At 70.8% G+C, this 26,440-nt stretch carries 29 protein-coding genes; 9 read left to right on the forward strand and 20 right to left on the reverse strand.

Translation table 11 applies throughout. The features are described 5' to 3' along the window. Positions 1-199: 199 nt before the first annotated feature. From ACIQPR_RS02065 to ACIQPR_RS02085, 5 genes are all read left to right on the forward strand, one after another. Entirely contained in the window at positions 200-1,129 is a 930-nt protein-coding gene (locus tag ACIQPR_RS02065; protein ID WP_403640502.1) for an SPFH domain-containing protein, read from the forward strand. Further along, positions 1,126-1,368, forward strand: a complete 243-nt coding sequence (locus ACIQPR_RS02070) for a hypothetical protein (protein ID WP_403640505.1) — start codon at positions 1,126-1,128, stop codon at positions 1,366-1,368. Before ACIQPR_RS02065 ends, ACIQPR_RS02070 begins: the two co-directional genes overlap by 4 nt. A gap of 105 nt (positions 1,369-1,473) precedes the next feature. Further along, entirely contained in the window at positions 1,474-1,998 is a 525-nt protein-coding gene (locus ACIQPR_RS02075; RefSeq protein WP_403640508.1) for a PadR family transcriptional regulator, read from the forward strand. After that, positions 1,995-2,687 (forward strand): ABC transporter ATP-binding protein, encoded by a 693-nt coding sequence (locus ACIQPR_RS02080; RefSeq protein WP_403640510.1) that lies wholly within the window; start codon positions 1,995-1,997, stop codon positions 2,685-2,687. Before ACIQPR_RS02075 ends, ACIQPR_RS02080 begins: the two co-directional genes overlap by 4 nt. Continuing rightward, complete coding sequence (locus tag ACIQPR_RS02085) at positions 2,684-5,023, forward strand: ABC transporter permease (protein ID WP_403640513.1); 2,340 nt, start codon at positions 2,684-2,686, stop codon at positions 5,021-5,023. Before ACIQPR_RS02080 ends, ACIQPR_RS02085 begins: the two co-directional genes overlap by 4 nt. Before the next feature lie 32 nt (positions 5,024-5,055). On the opposite strand, the gene ACIQPR_RS02090 is transcribed toward ACIQPR_RS02085, so the two are convergent. From ACIQPR_RS02090 to ACIQPR_RS02105, 4 genes are all read right to left on the reverse strand, one after another. Next, positions 5,056-5,484, reverse strand: a complete 429-nt coding sequence (locus ACIQPR_RS02090) for a hypothetical protein (RefSeq protein WP_403640516.1) — start codon at positions 5,482-5,484, stop codon at positions 5,056-5,058. 4 nt (positions 5,485-5,488) lie between these two features. Continuing rightward, a complete protein-coding gene (locus ACIQPR_RS02095) occupies positions 5,489-5,848 on the reverse strand; it encodes a roadblock/LC7 domain-containing protein (RefSeq protein ID WP_403642832.1) in 360 nt (119 codons plus the stop codon). Between the two features lie 69 nt (positions 5,849-5,917). Continuing rightward, positions 5,918-6,841, reverse strand: coding sequence for a MarR family transcriptional regulator (locus ACIQPR_RS02100; protein WP_403640519.1), 924 nt, complete (start codon positions 6,839-6,841; stop codon positions 5,918-5,920). A 177-nt stretch (positions 6,842-7,018) separates the two neighbouring features. After that, the gene (locus tag ACIQPR_RS02105) at positions 7,019-7,975 is read right to left on the reverse strand and encodes a LysR substrate-binding domain-containing protein (RefSeq protein WP_403640522.1); all 957 of its coding nucleotides are present in this window, start codon (positions 7,973-7,975) and stop codon (positions 7,019-7,021) included. Between the two features lie 134 nt (positions 7,976-8,109). Here ACIQPR_RS02105 and ACIQPR_RS02110 point away from each other — a divergent pair, with 134 nt between their 5' ends. Both ACIQPR_RS02110 and ACIQPR_RS02115 read left to right on the forward strand, forming a co-directional pair. Beyond that, positions 8,110-8,661: a peroxiredoxin gene (locus ACIQPR_RS02110; RefSeq protein ID WP_403640525.1), complete on the forward strand. Its 552-nt coding sequence runs from the start codon at positions 8,110-8,112 to the stop codon at positions 8,659-8,661. 6 nt (positions 8,662-8,667) lie between these two features. Next, the gene (locus tag ACIQPR_RS02115) at positions 8,668-9,207 is read left to right on the forward strand and encodes an alkyl hydroperoxide reductase (RefSeq protein WP_403640528.1); all 540 of its coding nucleotides are present in this window, start codon (positions 8,668-8,670) and stop codon (positions 9,205-9,207) included. 31 nt (positions 9,208-9,238) lie between these two features. Here ACIQPR_RS02115 and ACIQPR_RS02120 read toward each other — a convergent pair whose 3' ends face one another. The 4 genes from ACIQPR_RS02120 to ACIQPR_RS02135 form a co-directional block, all read right to left on the reverse strand. Further along, positions 9,239-10,567, reverse strand: coding sequence for an AI-2E family transporter (locus ACIQPR_RS02120; protein WP_403640531.1), 1,329 nt, complete (start codon positions 10,565-10,567; stop codon positions 9,239-9,241). Positions 10,568-10,707: 140 nt separating this feature from the next. Next, on the reverse strand, positions 10,708-11,397 hold the full coding sequence (locus ACIQPR_RS02125; protein WP_403640534.1) for a transglycosylase SLT domain-containing protein: 690 nt from the start codon (positions 11,395-11,397) through the stop codon (positions 10,708-10,710). Between the two features lie 402 nt (positions 11,398-11,799). Further along, positions 11,800-13,125: a PhoH family protein gene (locus ACIQPR_RS02130; RefSeq protein WP_403640537.1), complete on the reverse strand. Its 1,326-nt coding sequence runs from the start codon at positions 13,123-13,125 to the stop codon at positions 11,800-11,802. 311 nt (positions 13,126-13,436) lie between these two features. Next, a complete protein-coding gene (locus ACIQPR_RS02135; protein ID WP_403640540.1) occupies positions 13,437-14,210 on the reverse strand; it encodes an isoprenyl transferase in 774 nt (257 codons plus the stop codon). A gap of 594 nt (positions 14,211-14,804) precedes the next feature. On the opposite strand from ACIQPR_RS02135, the gene ACIQPR_RS02140 reads away from it, so the two are divergent. Further along, entirely contained in the window at positions 14,805-15,965 is a 1,161-nt protein-coding gene (locus tag ACIQPR_RS02140) for a winged helix DNA-binding domain-containing protein (protein WP_403640543.1), read from the forward strand. A 13-nt stretch (positions 15,966-15,978) separates the two neighbouring features. Here the strand turns inward: ACIQPR_RS02140 and ACIQPR_RS02145 are convergent, their stop codons facing one another. The 4 genes from ACIQPR_RS02145 to ACIQPR_RS02160 form a co-directional block, all read right to left on the reverse strand. After that, positions 15,979-16,764, reverse strand: coding sequence for a class I SAM-dependent methyltransferase (locus ACIQPR_RS02145; RefSeq protein ID WP_403640546.1), 786 nt, complete (start codon positions 16,762-16,764; stop codon positions 15,979-15,981). A 63-nt stretch (positions 16,765-16,827) separates the two neighbouring features. Beyond that, on the reverse strand, positions 16,828-17,700 hold the full coding sequence (locus tag ACIQPR_RS02150) for an LLM class flavin-dependent oxidoreductase (RefSeq protein WP_403640549.1): 873 nt from the start codon (positions 17,698-17,700) through the stop codon (positions 16,828-16,830). Positions 17,701-17,740: 40 nt separating this feature from the next. Continuing rightward, positions 17,741-18,313 (reverse strand): dihydrofolate reductase family protein, encoded by a 573-nt coding sequence (locus ACIQPR_RS02155; protein WP_403640552.1) that lies wholly within the window; start codon positions 18,311-18,313, stop codon positions 17,741-17,743. Positions 18,314-18,429: 116 nt separating this feature from the next. Continuing rightward, positions 18,430-19,173: a prepilin peptidase gene (locus ACIQPR_RS02160; protein ID WP_403642835.1), complete on the reverse strand. Its 744-nt coding sequence runs from the start codon at positions 19,171-19,173 to the stop codon at positions 18,430-18,432. A gap of 136 nt (positions 19,174-19,309) precedes the next feature. Here ACIQPR_RS02160 and ACIQPR_RS02165 point away from each other — a divergent pair, with 136 nt between their 5' ends. After that, positions 19,310-19,675 (forward strand): DUF192 domain-containing protein, encoded by a 366-nt coding sequence (locus ACIQPR_RS02165; RefSeq protein ID WP_403640555.1) that lies wholly within the window; start codon positions 19,310-19,312, stop codon positions 19,673-19,675. 40 nt (positions 19,676-19,715) lie between these two features. On the opposite strand, the gene ACIQPR_RS02170 is transcribed toward ACIQPR_RS02165, so the two are convergent. The 8 genes from ACIQPR_RS02170 to ACIQPR_RS02205 all read right to left on the reverse strand — a co-directional run bounded on the left by ACIQPR_RS02170 (position 19,716) and on the right by ACIQPR_RS02205 (position 26,434). Next, the gene (locus ACIQPR_RS02170; RefSeq protein WP_403640558.1) at positions 19,716-20,210 is read right to left on the reverse strand and encodes a hypothetical protein; all 495 of its coding nucleotides are present in this window, start codon (positions 20,208-20,210) and stop codon (positions 19,716-19,718) included. Positions 20,211-20,334: 124 nt separating this feature from the next. Then, the gene (locus tag ACIQPR_RS02175; protein WP_403640561.1) at positions 20,335-21,165 is read right to left on the reverse strand and encodes a hypothetical protein; all 831 of its coding nucleotides are present in this window, start codon (positions 21,163-21,165) and stop codon (positions 20,335-20,337) included. After that, a complete protein-coding gene (locus tag ACIQPR_RS02180; protein ID WP_403640564.1) occupies positions 21,162-23,165 on the reverse strand; it encodes a Flp family type IVb pilin in 2,004 nt (667 codons plus the stop codon). Before ACIQPR_RS02180 ends, ACIQPR_RS02175 begins: the two co-directional genes overlap by 4 nt. 120 nt (positions 23,166-23,285) lie before the next feature. Further along, the gene (locus ACIQPR_RS02185; RefSeq protein ID WP_403642838.1) at positions 23,286-23,873 is read right to left on the reverse strand and encodes an OmpA family protein; all 588 of its coding nucleotides are present in this window, start codon (positions 23,871-23,873) and stop codon (positions 23,286-23,288) included. Positions 23,874-23,928: 55 nt separating this feature from the next. Continuing rightward, on the reverse strand, positions 23,929-24,510 hold the full coding sequence (locus ACIQPR_RS02190; protein ID WP_403640567.1) for a hypothetical protein: 582 nt from the start codon (positions 24,508-24,510) through the stop codon (positions 23,929-23,931). Between the two features lie 34 nt (positions 24,511-24,544). After that, positions 24,545-25,147 carry a pilus assembly protein TadG-related protein gene (locus tag ACIQPR_RS02195; protein WP_403642841.1) on the reverse strand — a complete coding sequence of 201 codons (603 nt, stop codon included), beginning with the start codon at positions 25,145-25,147 and terminating at the stop codon, positions 24,545-24,547. After that, positions 25,144-25,377, reverse strand: coding sequence for a Flp family type IVb pilin (locus tag ACIQPR_RS02200; protein WP_403640570.1), 234 nt, complete (start codon positions 25,375-25,377; stop codon positions 25,144-25,146). Before ACIQPR_RS02200 ends, ACIQPR_RS02195 begins: the two co-directional genes overlap by 4 nt. Before the next feature lie 178 nt (positions 25,378-25,555). Continuing rightward, positions 25,556-26,434: a response regulator gene (locus ACIQPR_RS02205; protein WP_403640573.1), complete on the reverse strand. Its 879-nt coding sequence runs from the start codon at positions 26,432-26,434 to the stop codon at positions 25,556-25,558. Between the last annotated feature and the right edge of the window lie 6 nt (positions 26,435-26,440).

A 26,440-nucleotide genomic window follows, 5' to 3' on the forward strand; every position in this document is an offset into this window, starting at 1 on the left:
CCGCTTCCGTCTCGGTCGTCTCTGCGAGTCAGCTCAGAAAGCTAACACCGCCAGTTGTGACAAAGGTCTGCCGATCCTGTCTTTTACGGACGTGAGAATCAGCACCCGTCTCTACGGAACCGACGTGCGAACCGGGTCGAGGGTTGCCGCCATGGGGTAATCTGATATCACTTTGCTTCGACCGAGATATGGGGGAAACATGGCCACGGACTCACCCACGGCGGACGTACCCGAGATGCCCGCCCCGCGGGTGCGCGAGTTCGCCGCGCACAGCATCGGCGGCGCGCTGGCGCTGGCGCTCGGACTGGCCGGACTGCTGCTCGCCGTCGCGCTGTTCGCCGGCGCCGCCGCGGTCACCGCGCCCGGCGGAAAGGCCGCGCTGATCGTCGGCGGCGTCCTGGTCTTCCTGGCGGCGGTCATCGCGATGCGCGGACTGAACACGGTGGCCCCGGGCGAGGCACGGGTCGTGCAGCTCTTCGGGCGGTACCGGGGGACGATCCGGCAGGACGGGCTGCGCTGGGTGAACCCGTTCACCTCTCGGACGAAGATCTCCACCCGCGTCCGCAACCACGAGACCGCGGTCCTCAAGGTCAACGACGCCTACGGCAACCCGATCGAGCTGGCCGCGGTCATGGTGTGGAAGGTCCGCGACACCGCGCAGGCCACCTTCGAGGTGGACGACTACAGCGACTTCGTCGCCATCCAGACCGAGGCGGCCGTCCGGCACATCGCCATCGAGTACCCCTACGACGCCCACGACGAGGGCGCGCTCTCGCTGCGCGGCAACGCCGAGGAGATCACCGAGAAGCTGGTCCTCGAACTGAGCGCGCGTGTCGAGTCGGCCGGCGTCCAGATCATCGAGTCGCGCTTCACGCATCTCGCGTACGCGCCCGAGATCGCCTCGGCGATGCTCCAGCGGCAGCAGGCCGGGGCGGTCGTGGCGGCCCGGCGGCAGATCGTGGACGGCGCGGTGGGCATGGTCGAGGCGGCGCTGGCCCGGATCACCGAGCGGGACATCGTGGAGCTGGACCCGGAGCGGAAGGCGGCGATGGTGTCCAACCTGCTGGTGGTGCTGTGCGGGGACCGGTCGCCGCAGCCCGTGCTGAACACGGGGACCCTGCACCAGTGACGGACCCGTCCGAGCCCGCAGGGGCGAAGCGCCGGCCGCAGCAGGAGCGCAAGCAGGTCCTGCTGCGGCTGGACCCCGCCGTGTACGAGGCCGTCGCCCGGTGGGCCGGGGACGAACTGCGGTCCGCCAACGCGCAGATCGAGTTCCTGCTGCGCCGCGCCCTCGCGGAGGCGGGGCGGCTGCCCGGCGAGACCGGGCCGCTGCCGCGCCGCGGCCGGCCGCCCCGGTCGCCCCAGTGACAGAACCGTGACAATCGGCCGCCACCTGCGGGGCCGTACCCGCCGCCATGAGCTGTGCACCGTGCGTATACACACCGCGTATACGCCGTGTGTAGAGTGCTCCGCATGTCCATCGGTCACACCCTTCTGGGGCTCCTTGAGTCCGGCCCGTGCCACGGTTACGACCTGAAGCGGGCCTTCGACGACAAGTTCGGTCACGACCGGCCGCTGCACTACGGCCAGGTCTACTCGACGATGTCCCGCCTGCTGAAGAACGGCCTCGTCGAGGTCGACGGCATCGAGGCCGGCGGCGGTCCCGAGCGCAAGCGGTACGCGATCACCGACGCCGGGATCACCGACGTACAGCAGTGGCTCGCGACACCCGAGAAGCCCGAGCCGTACCTCCAGTCGACCCTCTACACCAAGGTCGTCCTCGCGCTGCTGACGCACCGCAACGCGGGCGAGATCCTCGACGTGCAGCGCTCCGAGCATCTGCGCGGCATGCGGATCCTCACCGACCGCAAGCGCAAGGGCGATCTCGCGGACCAGTTGATCTGCGACCACGCCCTCTTCCATCTGGAGGCCGACCTGCGGTGGCTCGAACTCACCGCCGCGCGCCTCGACAAGCTCGCCGAGGTGGTGGCCAAGTGACGACACATCCCGCCGGTTCCCTGCTCGCGGCCCAGGAGCTGCGCAAGGCCTACGGCCCGACGACCGCGCTCGACGGCGCCGAGTTCTCCATCCACCCCGGTGAGGTGGTCGCCGTGATGGGCCCCTCCGGGTCCGGGAAGTCGACGCTGCTGCACTGCCTCGCCGGGATCGTGCCGCCCGACTCGGGCTCGATCATCTACGACGGGCAGGAGATGGCGACCATGAGCGACGCCCAGCGCAGCGCGCTGCGCCGCTCCGAGTTCGGGTTCGTGTTCCAGTTCGGCCAGTTGGTGCCCGAGCTGACCTGCGTCGAGAACGTCGCGCTGCCACTGCGGCTCAACGGCACCCACCGCAAGGAGGCCGAACGCGCCGCCCTCACCTGGATGCAACGGCTGGAGGTCGACGACCTCGCCAAGAAGCGGCCCGGTGAGGTCTCCGGCGGACAGGGGCAGCGGGTCGCCGTCGCCCGCTCGCTGGTCACCGACCCGCGGGTGCTGTTCGCCGACGAGCCGACCGGCGCGCTCGACTCGCTCAACGGCGAGCGCGTGATGGAACTGCTCACCGAGGCGGCCCGGTCCACCAACGCGGCCGTCGTGCTGGTCACGCACGAGGCCCGGGTGGCCGCCTACTCGGACCGCGAGATCGTCGTACGGGACGGGAAGTCCCGGGACATGGAGCGGGTCGTATGAACGTGCGTCAGTGGGCCGCAGATCTGGCCATGGGGGTGCGGTTCGCCGTCGGCGGCGGGCGTGAGGGCTGGGTCCGGGCCCTGCTGACGGCCGTCGGGGTCGGGCTCGGGGTGGCGCTGCTGCTGCTCGCCACCGCCCTGCCGAACGCGTTGGCCGACCGCAGCCAACGCAGCAGCGCCCGGGAGGACTTCACCTACAGCGGGAAGATCCTGCCGAAGGCGGACAACACCCTCGTCATAGCCGACACGAGCACGACGTTCCGCGACAAGGACGTGCGCGGCCGGCTGCTGGAGCCGGAGGGCGCGAAGGCACCGCTGCCGCCGGGAGTCGCGAAGCTGCCCGCGCTCGGTGAGATGGTCGTCTCGCCCGCGCTGGACAGGCTCCTCAAGTCCGGCTCCGGGAAGCTGCTGCGGGAGCGGCTGCCCTACCGGATCACCGGCACCATCGCGCACGCCGGCCTCGTCGGACCCGCCGAACTCGCCTACTACGCGGGCGGGAAGGACCTGCTCCAACAGCAGGCGGGCGGTTCCGTCGAGCGGATCGACTACTTCGGACCCTCCCCGAACTCCCAGCCGGACAAGCTCGACCCGATCCTGCTCCTGCTGGTCCTGATCGTCTTCATCGTGCTGCTGCTGCCGGTCGGCGTGTTCATCGCGGCGGCCGTGCGCTTCGGCGGCGAGCGCCGCGACCGGCGGCTCGCGGCCCTGCGGCTGGTCGGCGCGGACGGGCGGATGGCGCGCCGGATCGCCGGCGGCGAGGCGCTCGCGGGGGCGCTCCTCGGGCTGGTCCTCGGCACCGGGTTCTTCCTGCTGGGACGGGAGTTGGCGACCCGGCTGGAGGTGCGGGACATCAGCGTGTTCCCCAGCGACCTCAACCCGTCGCCCGCGCTCGTCCTGCTGGTCGCCGTCGCCGTGCCGGCCGCGGCCGTCCTGGTGACGCTGCTCGCGCTGCGCGGGGTGGTCATCGAACCGCTCGGCGTGGTCCGCAAGGCGAGGCCGCCGCGACGCCGGCTGTGGTGGCGGCTGCTGCTGCCGCTGGTCGGACTGGGGATGCTCTACCCGATGATCGGCCAGGGCAACTCCAACGGGAACTTCAACCAGTGGCTGGTGATCGGCGGCACGGTCCTGCTGCTCGTCGGCATCACCGCCCTGCTGCCCTGGGTCGTCGAAGCCACCGTGGCCCGGCTGAACTCCGGCTCGGTGTCCTGGCAACTCGCCGTCCGCAGGCTCCAGTTGAGCAGCGGTACGGCCGCCCGCATGGTCAACGGCATCGCGGTCGCGGTGGCCGGGGCGGTCGCGCTCCAGATGCTGTTCGCCGGCATCGAGGGCGACTACACGAAGCGCACCGGCAACGACGTGGACCGGGCCCAGATGGAGATCACCGTGAACAGCGGGGTCCAACTCTCGGAGGCAGAGCGGCAGTTCAAGGGGACCGAGGGCGTGCGCCGGGCGTCGGTCGTCTCGTTCACCTCGCTCGGCGACCGGGCGAGGAACCCGCAGACCGAGATCGAGGTGGCCGTGGGCAGCTGCGCCGAACTGCGCGAGGTGGCCCGGCTGACGTCCTGCGCGGACGGCGACATGTTCCGGATCCTCGGCGGCGACTACGCCGGCGACACGAAGCGACTCGCCAAGGCGGGCGGCACCCTGTACTTCGACCCGCACTACGACGGCTCGCCGAGCATCTCGCACACGGTGCCCTGGAAGGTACCCGCGGGCTTCAGGACGGCCATGTCCCGCGAGGACCCGACCGGTTACGCGCGGGGCGGTCTGCTGATCACCTCGGGCGCACTGCCCGCGAACGCGACGAAGGGCCTGAACCAGAAGGCGTTCGTGTCGCTCGACCCCGCGGTCACGGACGCGACCGACCGGGTCCGCAACACGGCCGCGCGGCTCGATCCGCTGGCCGACGTGTACACCCTGACGACCACCCGGCAGTCGCAGCAGCTCCGGTCCATCCGTACCGGGCTGCTGGTCGGCGCCACCTGTGTGCTCGTCCTCATCGGGGCCAGCCTGCTGGTCTCACAGCTGGAGCAGTTGCGGGAGCGCAGGAAGCTGCTGTCGGCGCTGGTCGCCTTCGGCACCCGGCGGCGCACCCTGAGCCTGTCGGTGCTGTGGCAGACGGCGATCCCGATCGGCCTGGGCCTCGCGCTGGCCTCGGCGGTGGGGCTGACCCTGGGCGCGGTGCTGCTGAAGATGACGGCCTCGACGGTGGTCGTCGACTGGACGAGCGTGCTGATGATGACCGGCATCGGCGCGGCGGTCGTCCTGGCGGTGACGCTGCTGAGCCTGCCGCCGCTGCTGCGGATGATGCGGCCGGACGGGCTGCGCACGGAGTAGGGCCCGCCCGCAGCCGTCCGCCCGTCGTCAGGTCAGAGTCCGTACTCCCGCACCACCCGGCGGACCTGGGCGAAGAGCATGCCCACGTTCACCGACTTGCGGCAGACCACCACGGCGACGACGTCCTGTTGCTCGGTCATCCGCACGAACAGGTGGGTCAGGTTCTCGCTGTTGACCAGGATCTCCTGGAAGAAGTGGTGGTCACTGGTGATCCCGCGACGCTCCTTGAAGACGTCCTCGATCATCACGACCGTCCGGCCCTGGAACAGGTCGAGGGTCGCACCCGCCAGCAGGTCGAGGACCTCTGGCGGGTGGTTGTCCACCGTCTCGTACGACAGCAGCATGCCGGTGGCCATGTCGACCACGCCCGAGGCCACACAGTCCGGGGCGTCGGTCCGGAGCGTTTTGACCAGGCCCATCACCTGGTCGGAGAAACCTGACGTCATGCGTTTCGTCGCCATCCCTTCACACTCCTTCTGATGCCTTCTCGGTGAGGATCGACTCGATCCGGTCGAGCGTCGGCCGGGCCGCCAGATGCAGCCGGTCCACGTCCATCCCCTCGTCGCCGAGCACCACCATCAGCGCGGTGTCGCCGACGGCGTAGGTCGCGGCGCAGCCGTGACTGCCGTACGTCACCGTCTGGCGCAATGTGCCGCGGTCGGTGGCCTCGGCGGTGCGCCGGGCCAGGCCCAGGCCGGCCGCGGCGAGCGCGGCGAGGGCCTCCGGGTCGATCGTGTCGGCGGTGTCGGCCGCGATGAGCAGTCCGTCGGCCGCCGTGACCGCGGTGTCGGTGATGCCGGTCACCTGTTCCCGCAGGGTGCGCATTTCCAATGTGAGGGCTTCGTGATCCACTTACTCAACTCCCCTGAAACTGATCGCATATGGTCGTCGGAGTCATTTCGAGGTTCCGTTCCGCAGGCGGAAGAACCCTTTCCAGCCCGCCCCGTTCTTTTCGGGGACGAGAGATTCGGTGATGCCGCTGGCCCCCGGATTCCGCCGGGGCAGCGCGCTGGGCGCGGTGGGCACAGCGGGCACGGTGAACTGCGGTGGCGCGGGCGCCGGTTCACGACGGCGCAGGACGGGGGCCTCGGGCGGCACCCGGACCGGGATCGGCACCGGGGTGTCGAAGCACTCCAGGAGTCCTTCGGCGAGCATCCGCGCGACCTCGGTGGTGACCGGGTAGACCCCGCGCCCGGTGCGGAAGGCGAGATCGCGGGCGGTCCGGCGGCCGTCGACATGGGTGAGCAACTCCCGTTGCAGCATGCCGAGTCCGGCCTCGTCGGGCAGGCTCGCCGGGGCCCGGGGGCGTTCCCGGTCGGGCCGTACGGGATACGGCAGGGCGGCTATCGCGGCGAGTCTGCGTTCCCCGTCCTGGAGCAGCCTCATCGGGGGTTCGCCGATGCCGACCGGGGCCAACGGCCTGATGCCTGGGGCGCGTTCGCAGTGGTCGACGTCTCCGGCGACGACCGCGAAGGCCGCGTCGTGCAGGGCCAGCACACAGACGATCCGCAACTGGGCGGCGCCCGCGTAGCCGTGGGCGATCAGTCCGGCCACCGGCCAGCGCGAGCCGCCCGACTCCCTTACCAGTTCGGCCCATTGATCTCCGCTGACCCGGCCGGAGCGCAGCAGCAGTGCCTCCGGGCCGGGGGCGCCGGGGCTCTCCACCGCGATGACGAGCCCGCCGCGCAGATGGAAGATCCCGCCGGGTCTGCCGGACACCCGCAGCCCCCCGGTGAACTCCTCGCGCCCACAGGCCGAGAGAGCCGCCGCGAGCAGGTCGTGACCGACCCGGCCGAGGGAATCCCGAATGCCCGACATCACTCCCCTTGGCATTTCGTACACGCACCTGACGTGTAGCGCTGAGGGGTGAAGGTGTATCAGTCCGGGCGGATATTCCGGACGGGTTCTTCCCAGCTGCCTGCGGGTGACGGAAGTTGAGAATTCTCGCCGTTCGATTTCCTTTGCGCGGCGCGCATTTGACCGAACGGGGGCGGGTCAGTTGCCGGTGCCCAACACCCTTACGGGCAGCGGTCGCAGGGCCTCGCGGAGGGCGGCGGCCAGCTCCTGGTACTCGGCGCGGCGGGCGGCTCCGGTGCGCATCGCGAGGGCGATCCGGCGGGTCGGGGCGGGCTCGGTGAAGTAGCCGGTGAGGAGCCGGTCGCTGCGGGCCGTCTCGACCCGGACGGCGGTGCGCGGCAGCAGGGTGACCCCGAGCCCGCCGGCCACCAGCTGCACCAGTGTGGCGAGCCCGGCCGCGGTGGTCGTCACGGGAGCGTCGGCCCGGCCCGCCTCCCGGCAGATGTCGAGCGCCTGGTCGCGCAGGCAGTGTCCCTCGTCCAGCAGCAGCAGGTTCAGCTCGCGCAGCGCCTCGCGCGGGATGCCGCTGCGTCCGCCGAGCGGATGGCCGAGCGGTGTGACGAGCACGAAGTCCTCGTCGAACAGCGGGAGTTCGACCACTCCGGGGACTCCGAGGGGCACCGCGAGCAGCAGCAGGTCGAGCCGTCCTGTGGTCAGTCCGTCGAGCAGGTTCGCGGTCTGCTCCTCGTGCACCTGGAGGTCGAGGTCCGGGTACCGGTCGTGCACCAGCCGCAGCACGGTCGGCAGCAGATAGGGCGCGACGGTCGGGATGACCCCGAGGCGCAGCGCCCCGGTGAAGGGGGCCCGCACGGCCTCCGCCTCGGCCAGCAGCGCCCCGACCTCGTCCAGCACCGCCTTGGCCCGTACGGCGAGCCGCTCGCCGGCGGGCGAGAGGAGCACCTTGCGGGTGGTGCGCTCCAGCAGCGTGACGCCGAGGGTCTCCTCCAGGGCGGCCACGGCGCCGGACAGGGCGGGCTGGCTCATGCCGATCGCGGCGGCGGCGTCGCGGAAGTGGAGGTGTTCGGCGACCGCGGAGAAGGCGCGCAACTGGGCCAGGCTGGGCTGGCGTCTCTTACTCGTACTACTGACGGTCACTGATAACGACCTCCGATCAACACGCCCCAGTGTAACTATTTCCACAATCAATGCACGTTGTGCCAGGATCGGGGCCGACCAACCCACGAGAAGCATCCATTCCGCTTGGGTGCTTTCCGCTGCAAGGAGAGCCCGTGCTCACTGTCGGTGACAAGTTCCCGTCGTTCGATCTGACCGCCTGCGTCTCGCTGGAGAAGGGCAGGGAGTTCGAGCGGATCACCCACAAGACCTACGGGGGTTGGAAAGTGGTCTTCGCGTGGCCCAAGGACTTCACCTTCGTGTGCCCCACCGAGATCGCCGCGTTCGGGAAGCTGAACGACGAGTTCGCCGACCGGGACGCCCAGGTGCTCGGCTTCTCCGGCGACTCCGAGTACGTCCACCACGCCTGGCGCAAGGACCACGACGACCTGCGCGACCTGCCGTTCCCGATGCTCGCCGACTCCCGGCACGAGCTGATGCGGGACCTCGGCATCGAGGACGAGGACGGCTTCGCCAAGCGCGCGGTGTTCATCGTGGACCAGAACAACGAGATCCAGTTCTCCATGGTGACCGCGGGCTCGGTCGGCCGTAACCCCAAGGAGGTCCTGCGGGTGCTCGACGCGCTCCAGACGGACGAGCTCTGCCCGTGCAACTGGACCAAGGGCGACGCCACGCTGGACGCGGGCGCGCTGCTCGCCGGGGAGTGACCCGGGATGTCACTGGAGGCGCTGAAGTCCGCCATACCGGCCTACGCCAAGGACCTGAAGCTCAACCTCGGTTCGGTCGTCGGCAACTCCGACCTGCCGGCCCAGCAGTTGTGGGGCACGGTCCTCGCGACCGCCATCGCCGCCCGGTCGCCGCTCGTACTGCGGGAGTTGGCGCCTGAGGCGAAGGCCCGGCTCTCGCCTGAGGCGTACACCGCGGCCAGGTCCGCCGCCGCGATCATGGCGATGAACAACGTCTTCTACCGGACCCGGCACCTGCTCTCGGACCACGAGTACGGCACCCTGCGGGCGGGGCTGCGGATGAACGTGATCGCGAACCCCGGGGTCGACAGGACCGACTTCGAGTTGTGGTCGTTCGCGGTGTCCGCGGTCAACGGGTGCGGGACCTGTCTCGACTCGCACGAGCAGGTGCTGCGCAAGGCGGGGGTCGAACGGGACGTGATCCAGGAGGCGTTCAAGATTGCGGCCGTGGTCGAGGCGGTGGCGGTGACGCTGGAGGCGGAGGCGGTCCTGGAACCCCTCGGCTGACACCGAACGGGCGGGTGGCGGGGCAACTCGCTTACGGGGCCCGGTCCGGCGGTGGCTCGTCCGGGGGCGTCGACGACACCGCCGTCGCCCCCCTCGGCTTCGGCGACATCCGCGGGACCGGCTCGGTGCCCTGGGCGTACGCCTTCAGATAGCTCACCACCGTGTTCGTGACCGCGACCAGCGGGACCGCCACCACCGCTCCGCCGATCCCCGCGATCATCCCGCCCGCCGCGACCGACAGCACCACCGCGAGCGGGTGCACCCGCACCGCCCGGCCCAGGATGAAGGGCTGGAGGATGTGGCCCTCGATCTGCTGGACGGCCAGCACGACCCCCAGGGTGAACAGCGCCGTGACGACGCCCTGGGTGACCAGCGCGACGACGACCGCCAGCGCGCCGGAGGCCACCGCGCCCACCAGCGGGATGAACGAGAACAGGAAGATGAAGACGGCGAGCGGCACGGCCATCGGTACACCGAGGAAGTAGATGCCGATGCCGATGCAGATGGCGTCGATCAGGGCGACTATCACCGTGCCCCGCACGTAGGCCGTGAGCGTGCGCCAGGCGCGGGGGCCCGCGCCCGCCATCGCCGGCCGGGCCGCCGCGGGCACCAGCTTCAGCGTCCACTGCCAGATCCGCGGGCCGTCGTAGAGCAGGAACAGGGTCGAGAAGATCGCCAGCAGGATGCCGGTCAGCGCTTCCACGATGACCTGGACGCCCTCCAGGCCGAACGACGTGATCTGGTCGGTGTTGGCGCCGATCGCCTCGCGGAGGTTCTTCGCGATCTGGTTGATCTGCTTCTCGGTGACGTGGAACGGGCCCTTCAGGAGCCAGTTGCGCAGATCGTCGACACCGTTCTGGACCTGGTCGGAGAGGTTGTCGATGTTGGCCATGACCTGCCAGGTCACGAACCAGCCGATCAGCCCGATCACGACGAAGCCGAGGATCGCGGTGAGCATGGTGGCCACCCCGCGCGGAAAGCCGTAGCGGATCAGGCGGGCCACGGTCGGCTGGAGCAGCGCCGTGACGAGCAGGGCGGCGGCGAAGGCGAAGACCACCAGCTGCACGGCGCTGATGACGCGCATCAGCACCCAGACGGTGCCGGCCAGGATCAGCAGCCGCCAGCCCGCCTCCGCGGCCACCCGTACGCCCCAGGGCACCGCGAGCGCGGGGTCGGGGCGGTCACGGGCGATGGTGACGGGGACCGGGACGGGCTCCGGGGGTTCGGGGTCGGCGGCGGCCGGCTCGGGCCCTGTGTCGGTGTGTTCCCTCGCCACCTCGGCGCGGCGCTCGTCCAAGCGCTCCCCCATCTCGCTCAGCCCGTTGCCGAGCCGGCCGAGCCACCCTGGCACTCGCGACATGATCCGCCCTCTTCCCCCGTCTGTCCCCACCCCACTCCCCCTTGGAGCCGTTGCGTGTCCGACCGTACAGGGCGAAGGCCCCTCCCCGTAGGACGGGGAGGGGCCTTCTGAGGTTGAGCGGCCCGGGACCGGGCGTACGACTAGTACCAGCTGTTCGCCTGCCAGAACGACCAGGCCTCGCACGGGCTGCCGTAGCGGCTGTCCATGTAGTTGAGGCCCCACTTGATCTGGGTGGCGGGGTTGGTCTGCCAGTCGGAGCCGGCGGAGGCGTACTTGCCGGCGGGCAGTGCCTGGAAGAGACCGTAGGCGCCGGAGGAGGCGTTGACGGCGTGGTAGTTCCAGCCGGACTCGTGCGACACGATGTTGCTGAAGCACTGGAACTGCCCGCTGGGCACCATCTGGGCCGCCATGGCCTGGATCTGCGCGACCGTGTACGAGCTCTGCACGGGGAAGCTGGAGGAGGAACGGCTCGCCGCGGACTTCGCCTCGGCACGCTCCTTCGCGTCCTTCTCCGCCTTCTCGGCGGCGGCCTTCTTGGCGACCGCGGTCTTCGCGGCGGCCAGGCGGGCCGACTCCTCGGCGTCCTTCTTGGCGCTCGCGTCGGCCTGGATCGCCTGGGCGTCGGCCTGCTGCGTCAAGGAGGCGGTCTGCACCTGGGCCTGCTGGCCCGTGGGGATGTCCGCCAGGAGCGTGGTGTCGGCTGCCGTCGTCTCGGCGTCATTGTTCTGCGCCTGAGCGACGCTGCCCGAGGCAACGCCCACGACGCTTCCGACGGCGGTGACCGCGGTGGCCGAAGCCACTGCGAATCCCCGGACCGAAATCCGGCTCACACGGTTTCCTTCCAGCATCGTCCGCTTCGGTGACCCTGGCGGACGCAATCGTGCCCCTGAACGCTGGCCTCCCAACTACGGGGTCACGGGAGGCACGGGCCCGGTGGGCAACTCCCGCTCGGGGAGCGCCGCGTGAAGAAGCGGGCGGCATACGACGTCGATGTGGAGTTGGCTGTGATGCTCAAGTTGGTGCATACCGCTGGGGGTACACGTGTGTCGTATGCGGGGCCTGACAGGAGTGAGACTCTGCCGTAACCCGACGCCGGGTGGCAATTCCGAGTTGCGTGTGAAAGCTCACATCCCGTTTGCCCCAGGGGATTTGGAGAAACAGCAGCACGCCGAAGCGCCGCCCCGCTAAGCTCTTCGGCTTCGCGGGACGGCGCCAACTTACCTGCAACTACCTCAGATTTGGCCGTCCTCCAGCATTTCGGTCACAAGCGCCGCGATCTGGGACCTCTCGGACCTCGTGAGGGTCACATGCGCGAAGAGCGGGTGGCCCTTCAGCTTCTCCACCACGGCGACGACACCGTCGTAGCGGCCGACCCTCAGGTTGTCCCGCTGGGCCACGTCGTGGGTGAGGACCACCCGTGAGTTGGCCCCGATCCGGGACAGGACGGTCAGCAGGACGTTCCGCTCCAGGGACTGCGCCTCGTCCACGATCACGAACGCGTCGTGCAGCGAACGGCCGCGGATGTGGGTGAGCGGCAGGACCTCCAGCATCCCGCGGGCGGTGACCTCCTCGATGACCTCGCGGCTGGTGACCGCGGACAGCGTGTCGAAGACCGCCTGGGCCCAGGGGCCCATCTTGTCGGCCTCGGAACCGGGCAGATAGCCCAGCTCCTGTCCGCCCACCGCGTACAGCGGCCGGAAGACCATGACCTTCTTGTGCTGGCGGCGCTCCAGGACCGCCTCCAGGCCCGCGCAGAGCGCGAGCGCGGACTTGCCGGTGCCCGCCCGGCCTCCCATGGACAGGATCCCGATGTCCGGGTCGAGCAGCAGATCCAGCGCGATGCGCTGCTCCGCGCTGCGGCCCTTGATGCCGAAGGCCTCCCGGTCGCCGCGCACCAGCCGGACGTTGCCGTCGGCGGTGACCCGGCCCAGCGCCTTGCCGCGCTCGGACTGGATGGTCAGTCCGGTGTGCACGGGAAGGTCGGCCACTTCCGGGACGAAGACGTGGCCCTCCTCGAAGAGGATGTCCACCTGTTCGCCCGGCAGGGTCAGTTCGGACATCCCGGTCCAGCCGGAGGAGCCCGTGATGGCCAGTTCCGCGCGGTACTCCTCGGCGAGGAGTCCTACGGAGGAGGCCTTGATCCTGAGCGGAAGGTCCTTCGACACGACGGTGACGTCGTACCCCTCGGCCTGCAGATTGCGGGCGACCGCGAGGATGCGGGAGTCGTTGTCCCCCAGGCGGTAGCCGCTGGGCAGCACGCTGGGGTCCGAGTGGTTGAGCTCGACCCTGACGGTGCCGCCGAGTTCCCCGATCGGGATGGGGGCGTCGAGGCGACCGTGCCGGACCCGGAACTCGTCGAGCAGGCGCAGGGCCTGGCGGGCGAAGTAGCCGAGTTCGGGATGGTGCCGCTTGGCCTCCAGCTCTGTGACCACGACGATCGGCAGCACGACCTCGTGCTCGTCGAAGCGGTTCAGCGCGTTGGGGTCGGCCAGCAGAACGCTGGTGTCGAGGACATAGGTGCGCCGGTCAGGCATACGGCGCTTTGTGCTGGTCACCACGGAAGGACGTACCCCCTCGGAAGAGGTCGGGGAGCGACGGAGAGGAGCTGGACCGGTCCGGACCGCAGTGCGCGGGCCGAGGACCGGCCCTCCGTCTCGTCCGTACTGACCGCACGGTCGGGCTGGTGCAAAGGGCCTCCCGGGCGGACGGCCCCGTGCCGCCCGCTGAGATCCGACACCCGTGGTTCGGGCGTCGACCTGCTTGGCTTATGCCCTCGAACATGCGCCGCCATGCCAAGGCATATGACGGCGCCCTGGTGAACTCTTTGTTACTTCCGTCCCAGCGGGGGTATTCCGGGTGGCTCGGCCCGTTATCCGCCGTAACGCCGGTGTCGCGCCGCGTAGTCGCGCATCGCGCGCAGGAAGTCGACCTTGCGGAACGCGGGCCAGAAGACTTCACAGAAGTAGTACTCGGAGTGGGCCGTCTGCCAGAGCATGAATCCGGACAGCCGCTGCTCGCCGCTGGTGCGGATCACCAGATCGGGGTCGGGCTGATCGCCCGTGTAGAGGTGTCGGCCGATGAGGTCGACGTCCACGTGCTCGGCGAGCTCCTCCATCGAGGTGCCCTTGTCGGCCGCGTCCAGGATCATCGAGCGGACCGCGTCGGCGATCTCCTGCCGGCCGCCGTAGCCGATGGCGACGTTGACCAGTATCCCGTCGATGTGCGCGGTGGACTCCTCCGCCTCCTTGAGGACGGACTGCATCCCGGACGGCAGCAGGTCGAGGGTGCCGACGTGGTGGACGCGCCAGCGGCCGTCCGCGGCGAGGGAGCTGACGACGTTCTCGATGATGCCGAGCAGCGGGCCGAGTTCCTCCTGCGGGCGGTCGAAGTTGTCCGTCGACAGCAGCCACAGGGTGACGACCTCGACGTCCGTCTCGCTGCACCAGCCGAGGAACTCCTCGATCTTGTCGCCGCCGGCCTGGTGGCCCTGGACCGTGGTGGAACCCGCGGCCTTCGCCCAGCGCCGGTTGCCGTCCATGATGACGCCGACGTGCTTGGGCACCTGTGCGTGGTCGAGATGGCCTCCCACCCTGCGTGCGTAGAACCTGACCAGCAGGCGGCGCAGGGTGTCGCGCACGTTCACGTGTTGTCAGCCCCTCCGTGGATGGCAGTCCCCGGCGTCGAAGCCTACCCCCGCCGGAGCCCGGTTCCCCCAAGGGGTGTCTGGGCTCATCCCGGTTCGGCACGAAGGTCGGTCTCGGCGCCGGCCGGTGTGCGGGCACAAAAAATCGGGCCGGTCCGTGGGGGGGATACGGACCGGCCCGAGGGGGGGTTTCCACCATAACCCTTCGTAAGTGATGCTGCGTGCATCGGCGTGCCACAACTACTCTCCGAAGTCGGCCGACAACGCGTCGAGGGGTACGGAGGTCCCGATTCCGGCCCTGATCATGGCCGGTTCACAGCGGATTACGAGCGGAACCCGCGGGTTTTCCGCCATCCCCCGGCATGTCGCTCTCAGGGGTGACCCCGGCGGCGAACGTGCGCTTGACGGGGCAGGGCACCGCGCGGCCCCCTCCACCGCGCGGTGCCGACCGCGCAGCTTTGCTCACGCGAATTACCTTGGTCCGAACTTACGTGAGGAGACGGCCGGGACGCGAGCCGATCCCCATAACGATGTGGAAACCGCGTGCAGGTGTGGAGGACATCCGGTGACCTACTTCGGCCCTACGGTCGCGGCATGACCGTGCGGATCACCTGGGACCGGGCGAGTGCGCGCCGCCTCGGACGGCAGTTCCTGGACACCCCGGCCGGGACCGGCACCCCGGTCGCCGACGTGGTGGCGGCGATGCCCGCCGCCCACGCGCAGGTCCTGTCGGCGGCCGAGCTGTCGGTGGGCGTACGGACGGCCGGGCGGACCCGGGCGGATGTCCGTGAGGCGTTGTGGCAGGCCGACGGCTCGGCCGCCACCCTCGTCAGGACCCATGGCCCGCGCGGAACCGTCCATCTGCTGCCCGCGCGCGAACTCCCGCTGTGGAGCTCCGCGTTGACCGCGATCCCGGGCACGGGCCGGTTCGCCCCCGGCATCCGGCTCACCGACACGCAGACCACCGAGGTGCTCGCGGCCGTCGCCGACGCCCTCGACGGCAGGACGCTGACCATCGACGAACTCGACGCGGCGGTCGTCGCCCGCACCGGCGCATGGGCCGGGGACAGGGTGATGCCGGCCTTCCAGGAGCTGTGGCCGCGCTGGCGCCAGGTCCTGCACCGGGCCGGCCAGTCCGGCGACCTGTGCTTCGGCCCCGGCCGCGGCCGCAAAGTCACCTACACCCGCCCGTCCCGCTTCACCCCGCTCCCCGCCGCCGAGGCCCTGCGCGCCCTCGTCCACCGCTATCTGCGCGCCTACGGCCCGGCGACCCCACCGGATTTCGCCAAATGGCTCGCGGCGCCCACGAGTTGGGCGACGACGCTCTTCGGGACCTGCGCCGCCGGGGGCGAGATCGAGGAGGTCGACTTCGCGGGCACACCCGCCTGGGTGGCCGCGGGCGACACCGCCTTCCCGGGCGAACCGGTCCGGGGCGTGCGCCTCCTGCCCTACTTCGACGCCTACGTCATCGCCGCGCAGCCCCGCGAGACGCTGTTCCCGGGGGCCGCGTACCGGCGGGCGCTGGCGGGCGGGCAGGCCGGCAACCATCCCGTGCTGCTGGTCGACGGGGTGGTGGCCGGGGTCTGGCACCAGCGCAGGCGGGGACGGCGGACCACCGTCACCGTGGAGCCGCTGGGAGGGCTGACGCCGCGGCAGGAGCGGGAGTTGGGCGAGCGGGTGGAGCGGGTGGGCGAAGTGCTTCAGGCGCGCCCGGAGTTGGTGATCGGCACGGTGACCACCGGACCGCATGCCTGACCCGCGCCGGCCGTCACCCGAGCGGCTTGCGCAGGTCGAAGAGGTGCCGGGAGCTGTGCGCCACGAACGGGCCCGTCGTCTCGATCCGCTCGTGCAGGGAACGGAGTTGGGGCTCGTAGGCCTCGACCGTGAAGTCCGGTACCAGCCAGATCACCTTGCGCAGGAAGTGCACGACGGCCCCGATGTCGTGGAACTCCATGCGCAGCCGCTCCGCCCGCAGGTCGATCGTCTCCAGCCCCGCGGCCTCCGCCTCGGCCCGCTCCCGCTCGGGGTCACGGGCACCGCTCACGTCATCCGGCTGCGGGCCGAGGAAGTGCTCGACGAGCTCGAACCCGCTGCGCGGGCCCACGTGTTGGGCGAAGTAGGTGCCACCGGGGCGCAGCACGCGGACGATCTCCGGCCAGTCGGCGCGGACCGGATGGCGGCTCAGCACGAGATCGAACGCGGCGTCCGCGAACGGCAGTCGAGCCCCCTCCGCCACCGCGACCACCACGACTCCGCGCGAGCGGAGCAAGGCGGTGGCCCTGGCGACGTTCGGCGGCCAGCTCTCGGTGGCGGCGACCAGCATCGGCGGCTGGGCGGCGGCCCGGCTCAGCGCGAAGTCGAGGACCTCCCCTCCCCCGGTCTGCACGTCCAGGACGGTGTTCGCCCAGGTGAGGCGGTCCCCGGCGGTGCGGGCGTATCCCCACGACGGACGTGCCTCGGTGGCCCGCCCCTCGAACCAGGAGAAGTCCCAGCCCTCGGTGGGTACGGCGGCCCCTTCGGCGACGAGATCCTCGAAGCTCCTGCTGTTGCCCATGGGGCGATGGTCGCAGGGCGCCGTCCGTGGGCGCTGCCGATTTCCCGAGCACGGCCGGGCGGTTCAGGGGACGAGCGCCCTGACCTCCTCCGCCGCGAAGCGCACGAAGGCCTCCGGGTCGGGTTCGTCACCCGTGGGCTGGAGGACGACGGTGTCGGCGCCGGCCTCGACGAGGCGCCGCACGGCCTCCGCCACGGCGTCCGCGTCGCCCGCGACACCGAGGTCGGGGACCGACTCCAGCCCCTCCTCGGCGAGTTCGGCACGGAGACGGGCGGCGCCATCGGGCCCGGTGGCGGTCAGGAGATAGACGACAACTTGGTGGGCATCGGTACGGCCGGCCGACTCCCGTCCCTCGTCGATGAGCCGGCGGGCCCGCCGGACGCCCTCCGGTGCGGTGGACGCGGTGAGGACCGTACCGTCGGCGGCGGCGCCGGAGAGGCGCAGGGTGCGGGGGCCGCCGGCGCCGGCCAGGATGTCGACGGGTCCGGCGGGCGGCCAGTCGAGGCCGACGTCGTCGAGTGCGACGTAGCGCCCCCGGGTCGTGAGCCGCTCACCTCTCAACAGGGCGCGCAGCGCGTCCAGATGCTCGCGCAGCAAGGTCACCGGGGACTCGGCGCGTGCGCCGACCTGGCCCATCCAGTCCTGGACGCCGTGTCCGACCGCGAGGATCGGGCGGCCGGGGAACAGCCGGTACAGCGTGGCGGCCTCCATCGCGGTGATCGCGACGTTCCGCAGCGGGACCGGGAGCAGTCCGACCCCGATCCGCACCCGTTCGCTCCAGGCGAGCGCCGCGGCGGCGGCCGAGATCCCGCCCTCGCGGAAGCAGTCCTCCCAGAGCCAGAGCTCTTCGAGCCCCGAGGCGTCGGCGAGTTCGACCACCGCCCGCAGTCGTTCGGGGGGCAGTTGGGGCCGGAACACCGCGCCGAGTCCAGTCATGGGTTCTTCCTGTCCGGTGGGAGCACCGCGCACACCGGGTTCACGGGGCGGTCCGCTCGTAGCGGGTCAGCACGACCCCGTTGCCGAACGTGTGGTTCTCCGCGAGGCGGAGCGCGGTGCGGGTGTCCGTGTCGGGGAACATCCGTCTGCCCCGGCCGATGAGGACCGGGTGGGTGTACACCTTGATCTCGTCCACGAGGCCGAGCCGGAAGAAGGTGGCGGCGAGGTCCGCGCCGCCGAGGCAGAGATCGCCGCCGGGCTCTTCCTGGAGGGCGCGCACCTCCTCGGGGACGACCTCGGGCACGACGGTCGTGTGCCACTCGGCGGGACCGGCGGGCAGGGTCCGCGAGTACACGGTCTTCGGCTTGTCCCGCCAGATGGCGGCGAACTCGGCGACGACCGGGGAGGCGTCCGGGTCGGCGTCGGCGGTGGGCCAGTAGGAGGCCATCAGTTCGTGGGTGACCCGGCCGTCGACGAAGGCGCCCATGGGCCTGAGGGTGTCGTTCATGTGCTGGTGGAGTTCGTCGTCGACCAGATGCCAGCCGATGTCCCGGTCGGGGCCCTCCAGGAAACCGTCGAGGGACACGGACATCATGTAGGAGATCTTCCGCACGGGTACGCCACCTCGTCCGTCTCGTCCGCCGCAGGCCCCTGGCCCCTGGCCCCTCGCCCCCGGTCCCGGTCCCGGTTCCCGGGTCCCGGGTCCCGGGTCCCGGGTCCACCACCGTCTCACGCCACCGCGAACGCTCCCAGCACCAAGGCAGTGAACGCGCCGCCCAGCATGAACGGCCCCAGCGGAATCGCCGTCTTACGGCCCGCCCGGCGCAGCACGACCATGCCGAGGCCGTACACCGCGCCGTACAGCACCCCCGCGAAGGCGCCCGTGACGAGCACCGGCCAGCCGTACCAGCCGAGGGCCGTGCCGAGGGCGAGGGCGAGCTTCACGTCGCCGAAGCCCATGCCGGCCGGGTTGATGAGATACAGCACCAAGTACCCGGCGCCGAGGGCGAGTCCGCCGAGCAGGGCGGTGGGCCAGGAACCGGCGTCGGCGGGCAGCAGGGCCGCGACGCCGAGGAGCGCGAGGGTCGCGGCGGCGAGCGGGAGGGTGAGGACGTCGGGGAGGCGGTGCACCCGGCGGTCCACGAGCGCGAGCAGCACGGCGACGGGTGCGGCGAGCAGCCAGACGCCGAGTTCGGGGCGCGGCCCGGTGGCCGCGGCCAGGATCGCGCAGACGAGGGCGGTCGTGGTGGCCACGGCGGGGGTGCTCGGGCCGTAGGACCCGCAGCGGTGCGTGTCGTCGGCGCCGGAGCAGCGGGCGCGGCCCAGCCAGCCGGCGAACGGGCCCTCGATCGGATGGCCGCCCGGACACCGTTCCTTCCAGGGGTCCTCGGCGTCGACGGAGAGACGGTGGGCGGCGCGGGGCAGCAGCAGGCCCGAGCACGCGCCCCAGAGGGCACCCACGACGATCAGCATCAGGCGCACACGGGGACGATATCCAGGTGGCGGCGGGCGGGGCATGGGTCCGTGGGCCCATGTGGGGCCCAGTCGGGGGTGGATACGGTCGGTCGGCACCGGACGGATCCGAAGTGGCGCGGGAGGGTGACTCGGTATGGGACGACGTTGGCGTGACGGGCGGGGAAAGCTGATCGTGCGGGGGGCCGCGGGCGCGGTCACCGTGCCGCTGGAACTCGCGACCTCCTACCGGGCCAGGACGAAGGGCCTGCTCGGCCGGGACGGGATCGACGGGGCGATGCTGCTCTCGCCGGCGAGCAGTGTGCACACGTTCCGGATGCGCTTCCCGATCGATGTGGCCTATCTGAACCGGAAGTTGGAGGTCGTCGCCGTCCACACGATGAAACCGGGCCGCCTGGGCCTGCCCCGCCTGCGCTCCCGGCATGTGCTGGAGGCGGAGGCGGGGGCCATGGCGGGGTGGGGGGTGCGGGCGGGGGTCCAGGTCACGGTGGAGACGGAGTAGCCGGGGGGTATTGGCGGGCGTCGCGGGTGCGGCGGTCGGGCTACTCGCCGTACTCCGACTCCCAGCGGCGCATGTCCTCGGCGTTGCCGATCCTGATGCCGAAGGGCCAGGTCGGGTCGAAGAACAGCCAGTAGCGGGACTCCAGTTCGAGGGCGAGGCACTTGACCACGCCCTCCTCCGGGTTCGAGTCCTGGTCCGTGAAGGGCCGGACGGCCGTGCAGCGCAGGCGGTCCCAGCTGTCGCCGAAGAGCTGCTCGCCCTGGGAGGCCAGGGCGAGTTCGTCCCCCTCCTCCTCGATGGCCGCGTAGAGGTCGACGCCGCCGAGACCGACCCGGTCCACCACCCGGACCGCCAACTGGCCGTAGCCGCCGACCGATTCGAGCCGCAGGGCCCCGTCGTCGAGGACGACGAAGACGACGAGCGGCTGCGGGACGAACCGGGAGAGCGTCTCCTCCCGGTCGATCCGGCCCGGGACGAGGACGTCCGTGACATGCCGCTGCCGCAGGACCTCCACCGTCCGGCTCCAAGGGGTCATCGCTCCTCCGGCGGCAGGAGGTCCCCGGTCGCCGGTCCGGTGCGCTCCTGTGCACGGCTGCCTTGCCTCGCGCGGTCGTCCCGTACACCGTGTGGCGGGTCCGGCTCGGCATCGGTCCGCCTGGTCACCAGGGCACGCTCCTCGGCCTGCGGTTCCGCCACCAGTGTTCGGCGTCGGTGTGGTCGCCCGGCTCCGTGCCGTTCCGGAACCCGTCATCCAGCCGAGCGAGCGTCGCGCGCAGGTTCTCGGCGTGCTCGACCCCGACTTCGGTCATGAGCCGCTCAAGGTCGTCGCGAGCCTGGAGGTCGCGCTGGAAAAGGTCCTCCCGGTACCGCCCGGAGGGGTGCCACGCAGTGGTCAGCCGGTGAACGAGCCGTTCCCACACACGCAGGGCGTAGTGGACGCGACCTTCGACACTCGCCGTCGTCCCCGTCGGCAGGGTGGCCAGAAACGCATCGGAGACGGGGGTCGCGATGGGCTCGTGGTCGAGCACTTCGGGGAGGTTCTCCACCTTGGCACGCGGAAGATCGGGTACCTGTTCTTCCACGGCGTCGACTCGATAGGTCGTGTCTTCGTCGGAGTCGATCGTCTCCAGCCGGCATCGCACGGCACGTCCGTCCGGCACCGCGATCCAGTAGGCGCTGTCCAGGCCGAGGTCCCCCGCAGGACGGAGGACGGACGTCGCCGTACGGACTGCGAGCCCGTGGGCGAGATCTCCCTCGGTGAGGGCACCCGTGGCGCCGTCCTCGACATGGAGGTCGAGCTCCAGTGCCAGGTCACCGAGGGGCAGTACGCGGTAGGTGCACAGGACGGGCGCGTCCCAGCGCCGCACCTCCTGGTCCCCGTCCCTGTCCGCCGCGTCGACCTCTCCCTCCGCCACTCCCAGCAGATCCGCGAGTGCCGTCCGCAGGATCGCGGGCTCAAGCTCCCGCACGGTGAAGAGATTCGCGATCACTTGTACGTCCCGTCGTAGACCTGCTTCGCCTTCGCCACCTTCTCGGGGTTGTTGACGAACTTGGGGTCGCGCTGCAGCGCCTGCGACTTGCCGAGGTCGCCCTTGTTCCTGACGATCTCCTTCAGAGCAGCGTATTCAGTGCGGTCCATTTCGACCAGGCCGGGGCCCGAGACCGGGAAGACGGTTCCGTTGCCCTCGACCCGGTACTTGCGACCGTTGATCTCGTAGGTGTTTCCGTCCGCCGAGAGCGTGGCGCGGTTCTTCGCTATGCCCTCGATGTCCGCACGGACCAGATCCTCGTTTCCGCGCAGAATCACGGTGTTCTCTTCCCGGATCTGGCCGCTTCCGGCTCCGCTGACGGTGTGCCGCTTGTTGGGGAACCGCAGCGTCTTTCCCCGCGCCGGGCCGGGGACATCGTCTCCCGCCTCCCACCTGTCCGCGGCCTTGTCCGCCTCGTCCGCCTGCTTCCGGGCCTCCTCGGCCTCCTTCTCGGCGTCCTCGTCGCAGTCCTTGCCCTGTGCGAGGACGACGTACGGCGCGCTGCCGGCGGCCAGGACCGTGGTGCCCGTTCCGGTGCCTCCGAACGTGGGGCCACCACCGTCGCCGTACGGGATCCGGTGCGCCGGGGCGCCGATGACGCAACCGGACTCGCGGGCCTTCTTCTCCGCCGCGTCAGCCGCGTCGTCGGCCTCCTTGGCCGCCTTCTCGGCGCCCGCCACATCCCCGGCCTTGGCCGCCTTCTTGGCGTCCTCCGCGGCCTTGCCCGCCTTCTCCGCGAGCTCGCCGAGCTTCCCCAGCTTGCCGATCTTGCCGAGGTCGCCGACCTTCTCGACGATCTTGGCGCCGTCGTAGCCCGGGATGAAGAGGGAGCCGACGTTCCACAGGACGTGGGTGACGGCGCGGGTCTTGTCGCCGTTGTTCCAGTCCTTGGCGACGTCGTCGCCGATGAACAGGTCGTAGAGGACCGTGCCGCCCGTCTTGACGGAGGCACCGGTCCAGTCCCAGAGGGCGCCGCCGTAGTCGCCGTCGGACCACTTCTTGCCGGCGTCCTTGGAGTTCTTGGACCAGTCGTCGCCGAGCTGTTTGCCGTAGTCGCCGATGCCCTTCACGGTGTCGACGGGGTGGCGGACCATGTCCCAAATACCGGTGAGGTCGCCCCAGACACCGTCGACGAAGAGGCCCTGGCCGACCTGCTTGACCTGGTCGCCGGCGCAGCCGAAGAAGGCGCCGACGCCGGAGAAGCAGCCGTGGTCGTCTCCGCCGTCGCTTCCGTCGCCCTTGTCGTCCTTCTTGCCGGTGACGGGGGCGGGGGCGGGCTTGTCGCCGGCCGTGGTGCCGGTCCCGGTGGTCGTGGTGGTGCCGTCCCCCGTACCGCTGCCGCAGCCCACACCCGTGACCTTGCAGACCTCCGACTGGATGCCGCTGAAGATCTGGGTGCCGAGGCCGCTGACCAGCAGGGCGGTGACGATGGCGGCGACGATGGCGATGAACCCGGCGTACTCGACCGCCGTCTGCCCCTCGTCCCGGCGCCAGCGGATCAGCCGGGCGAGGGAGAACGGGCGGCGCTCGGCGCGTTCCAGTCCGGCGAGTCCGTACCACTCGCGGCTCTCCGGGCGGAGCAGGAGGAAGACGACGACGATCGGGAGGAAGAGCTGGAGGCCGCCGCGGGCGGACCCGGAGACGAGGTTGACGACACCGCCGAGGATCAACCAGCCCTGTACGGCGAGGAGTCCGAGCCGGACCCGGGTTCCGCCCTCCCAACTCCGCCGGGCCAGCCACCAGCCGAGGACACCGGGCGTGGCGGCGTAGGCGACGAGCGCGACGACCTGACCGTCGAGCGTGTCGTACGACGCGGCGGTCGACAGCACACCGAGCCCGCCGACGACGGTGACCGCGAGCAGAGCGTGCACCAGCACCAGCGCGGCGGCGAGCGGCGCGGGCATCGCGCACCGCCCGCCCGACCCGCCGACTTCCCCGCCCGTTCCCCCGATCGAGGCCATGTCTCCCCGTCCCCCGCCGTCCGTCGTCCAACACCACTGGAGCTACCAGAGGTTAGGGACGGGACGGATGCCCGAGATGGGCCCGTGGGCCCAAATCGGTGCCCAAGCAGCGGGTGGGCCTCAGCTCTCCGTGCGGGGGAACGTCACCTCGACCCGTCGGTTCTTCTTGCGGCCGGCCTCCGTGGAGTTGTCGGCGATCGGGTACTGCTCGCCGTAGCCGCGTACTTCGAAGGTGATGTTCGGGTCGTTCAGGTCCGCGTCCAGGACGGCCTGTACGGCGTCGGCGCGCTGTTTGGAGAGGACGTCGCCGTGGGCGGAGGAGCCGAGGTTGTCGGTGAAGCCGAAGACGCGGACCGTGGTGGCGTTCTGCTTCTTGATCTCGGCGGCGATGGCGTCGATGCGGGACTTCGCCGCGGCGCTCAGCTTCGCGCTGTCCTTGCTGAAGAGGACCTCGGCCTGGAGGGCGAAGGTGACGTCCGAGTTGGTGTCCTCGCGGCGCTCCTCGCCGCCCTGGTCCTCCACGACGGACTTGATGTCGAGGACCTTGGGGGCGGCCAGGGTGGCGCCTTCGGGGAGCTTCAGGTCGGGGTCGTTGGGGTCGACCTGGACGGGGGCGGAGGCGGAGGCCTCGGTGCCCGGGGGCACGGCGGGGCTCGGGGTGTCGTCGGCGTGGGCCGCGACCGCGCCGACGATGTTCGCGGCGACCATGAGCGTGGCGGCGGCCACGACGAGCGGGAGACGAGGGGTGGTGGTCACGGTCGCCTCATCCGGAGATCTTGATGGTGCCGCTGGCGAAGGTGGGCAGTTGCAGGGTGACTTGGGTCGTGGTCGACGGCGGCGCGGGGAACTGCATGAAGACCGGGAGGGTCTGGCCGGCGTCGAGGGTCCCGAAGTCCGTCGTCGTCAGCGGCCGTCCGTCGGTGTCGCGCAGCACGTAGTAGCGCTTCTTCGCCGTGGAGTCCACGAGGGTCGCGCCGCCGAGCGAGGTGCCGTGCCGCAGGATCTCGGTCTCGTCGCCCCGCAACGCCACCGGGATGACCACGGATTTGTCGGCGTCGTTCTTCATGACGCCGTTCACGGTGAGGAAGCCGCCGGAGTCGCGGACGGCGGAGGTGATCTGGAGCGACAGCCCGTCCGGGCCGGTGAGTTCGGCCAGGGGTGCCTGGGACTGCCCCTCCTGAGCACTCGGCTGGGATCCACTGGTCTTCGAAGGGGACGCCGAGGTGTCGGGCTTCTTGGCGTCGTTCCCGTTCCCGCCGCAGCCGGCCACGCCGAGGGCCAGGCCCGCCGCAACGGTCAACGCCACCATCCCCCTGCGGGCCTGCGCGGTGAACCGAATGCTCATCACTCTGCTTCCTTCGTCACTCGTCGTTCGCTTGTCAGTCGGCCAGATGGACGTCGAAGAGGTCCTCGGGTCCCGGGAGACCGGTGGGATCGGTCGGGTCGGGTTCCCACTTCCTGCCGTCCTTGCAGGTGAGCTCGGGCAGCACGGTGTTCCCGGCACCGGTGCCGGGGAGTTCGAAGGTGCACAGCGGCTCGATGACCGCCGCGGCGGAGGCGTTCGACCTCTTGCCCTCGGTGACGGGGACGATCGACTTTCCCATCGTCTTCCTGGTGCGCACCGTGACGTCGTAGCGCATGAGGAAGGCGTTGGGGTCGCAGCCCGTGACATCGGCGTCGTTCTGGGACGCGAGCTGGTCGGCCCGTCCGCAGCCGTCGAACGTCACGTCCTTGCCGTCGAAGATGTCCTGCCACTTGGTGGGATCGAGTACGTCGGTCACCCAGAGGTCGGCGAGTCGGTCCCGCGTGTCCTGGGCGGCCGCGAGCGCCGCCGCGTCGGCGGCCGTCTGGGCGCCGCTCCGGTTCACCGTGGCCTGACCGACCGCGAAGTACGCCAACGCAAGGAAGAGCAGACCCCCCACCACCGTGATGTAGATGGGGAAGGCCTGCCCTGCGTCTCCGTGGCGGTGCGGTCGGGTCAGCCGCCGACCTGGTTGATCAGACCGGTGATCTTTCCCAGGATCGTCGACCCGATGCTGGTACCCGTGATGGCCAGCACGATCGCCACGACCACCGCGATGATCCCCAGGTACTCGACCGCGGTCTGCCCCTCGTCGCCGGCGCGGCGTCGGACGGCCGCGACGGTCGTGTTCTTCCAGTTGTTCACGCGGACCTTGGTCGCGACGGCGGTCCTCAGCATCAGGTCGCTCATGGTGTTCCCCTCCGAGTGACGCGTTACCGGCTTCCTCGTCGCCGGTGGCGGTTTCGACAGGAGAACGGTATGCCTCGACGGCCGTCGTGTCAGAGGGTCCCAGGGCCCAATCCCGGGCCCAATGGGGGGCCCGGACCGTGCGCCGGGCCAGTGGGTCGTATCGTCGCGTGGCCACGGTTCACCCCAGTCCCCGCGCCGAACCCGGCGCTGTGCCGAGCCACTTGGCGGCGGCTTCGGAGCGGCTGGTGCTGTGCAGCTTGGCGAAGATGCGGTTGATGTGGTTCTTGACGGTCTTCTCGGAGATGAAGCAGGTGGCGGCGATCTGCTGATTGGTCATCCCGGACGCGATGTGGTCCATGATCTCCGCCTCCCTCGCGCTGAGTTGAAACCGTGCCCTGTCCGACGACAACTGTCCCACATTCGGTTGCAGTTGCGAAAGGTTTTGTGAAGAACTTCGTGATGGAGGGGCAGCAGGAGCCTGGAATCCGTGTGCATTCGCACTCAGTTGAGACTCGTACGACCCCAGGCCCTCCGGCAGTGCCGGGCCCGTCCGCTCCTGGCGCAGCTGGGCCAGCAGCGCCCCCGCCGCCGACGGCGTGAAGTGGGCCCGGCCCTGCTTGATGTCCCGCACGGCGGCCACCAGTTCGTCCGCCGTGAACTCGCCGTGGACCAGATAGCCGCCCGCCCCCCGGCGCAGCGCCTCCCGCACGATCTCCGACTCCCTGCTGTACGTGAGCATCACGACCGGCGCGATCCCCACCAGGTACGGCAGCGCGGAGATGCCGTCCACGCCCGGCATGCGGACGTCCAGCAGGACCACGTCCGGGCGGTGGAGATGGGCCGCCTCGTAGGCCTCGCGGCCGTCCGTCGCCTCCGCCACGACCGTGATGTCCGCGCGGCCCGACAGCAGGGCCGTCAGACCGGCCCGGACCACCGGGTTGTCGTCGGCCACCACGACACGGAGGGGCGAAGTCGGCGCGGGCGGCGGGAAGTCGGGGAACGGGTTCGGCGGTGGCGGCTGCGGCGCGCCGGTGTGGGGCGTCGTACGGTCCGGCATGGCTGC

The sequence above is a fragment of the Streptomyces sp. NPDC091280 genome (assembly GCF_044768565.1).
GTDB lineage: Bacteria > Actinomycetota > Actinomycetes > Streptomycetales > Streptomycetaceae > Streptomyces.

Coding starts and splice junctions, on each gene's coding strand:
- ACIQPR_RS02065 (WP_403640502.1), top strand. CDS start 200: ATGGCCACGGACTCACCCACGGCGGACGTACCCGAGATGCCCGCCCCG.
- ACIQPR_RS02075 (WP_403640508.1), top strand. CDS start 1,474: ATGTCCATCGGTCACACCCTTCTGGGGCTCCTTGAGTCCGGCCCGTGC.
- ACIQPR_RS02085 (WP_403640513.1), top strand. CDS start 2,684: ATGAACGTGCGTCAGTGGGCCGCAGATCTGGCCATGGGGGTGCGGTTC.
- ACIQPR_RS02090 (WP_403640516.1), bottom strand. CDS start 5,484: ATGGCGACGAAACGCATGACGTCAGGTTTCTCCGACCAGGTGATGGGC.
- ACIQPR_RS02095 (WP_403642832.1), bottom strand. CDS start 5,848: ATGCGCACCCTGCGGGAACAGGTGACCGGCATCACCGACACCGCGGTC.
- ACIQPR_RS02100 (WP_403640519.1), bottom strand. CDS start 6,841: ATGTCGGGCATTCGGGATTCCCTCGGCCGGGTCGGTCACGACCTGCTC.
- ACIQPR_RS02115 (WP_403640528.1), top strand. CDS start 8,668: ATGTCACTGGAGGCGCTGAAGTCCGCCATACCGGCCTACGCCAAGGAC.
- ACIQPR_RS02120 (WP_403640531.1), bottom strand. CDS start 10,567: ATGTCGCGAGTGCCAGGGTGGCTCGGCCGGCTCGGCAACGGGCTGAGC.
- ACIQPR_RS02140 (WP_403640543.1), top strand. CDS start 14,805: ATGACCGTGCGGATCACCTGGGACCGGGCGAGTGCGCGCCGCCTCGGA.
- ACIQPR_RS02145 (WP_403640546.1), bottom strand. CDS start 16,764: ATGGGCAACAGCAGGAGCTTCGAGGATCTCGTCGCCGAAGGGGCCGCC.
- ACIQPR_RS02150 (WP_403640549.1), bottom strand. CDS start 17,700: ATGACTGGACTCGGCGCGGTGTTCCGGCCCCAACTGCCCCCCGAACGA.
- ACIQPR_RS02160 (WP_403642835.1), bottom strand. CDS start 19,173: ATGCTGATCGTCGTGGGTGCCCTCTGGGGCGCGTGCTCGGGCCTGCTG.
- ACIQPR_RS02165 (WP_403640555.1), top strand. CDS start 19,310: ATGGGACGACGTTGGCGTGACGGGCGGGGAAAGCTGATCGTGCGGGGG.
- ACIQPR_RS02170 (WP_403640558.1), bottom strand. CDS start 20,210: ATGACCCCTTGGAGCCGGACGGTGGAGGTCCTGCGGCAGCGGCATGTC.
- ACIQPR_RS02180 (WP_403640564.1), bottom strand. CDS start 23,165: ATGGCCTCGATCGGGGGAACGGGCGGGGAAGTCGGCGGGTCGGGCGGG.
- ACIQPR_RS02185 (WP_403642838.1), bottom strand. CDS start 23,873: ATGGTCGCCGCGAACATCGTCGGCGCGGTCGCGGCCCACGCCGACGAC.
- ACIQPR_RS02190 (WP_403640567.1), bottom strand. CDS start 24,510: ATGAGCATTCGGTTCACCGCGCAGGCCCGCAGGGGGATGGTGGCGTTG.
- ACIQPR_RS02200 (WP_403640570.1), bottom strand. CDS start 25,377: ATGAGCGACCTGATGCTGAGGACCGCCGTCGCGACCAAGGTCCGCGTG.
- ACIQPR_RS02205 (WP_403640573.1), bottom strand. CDS start 26,434: ATGCCGGACCGTACGACGCCCCACACCGGCGCGCCGCAGCCGCCACCG.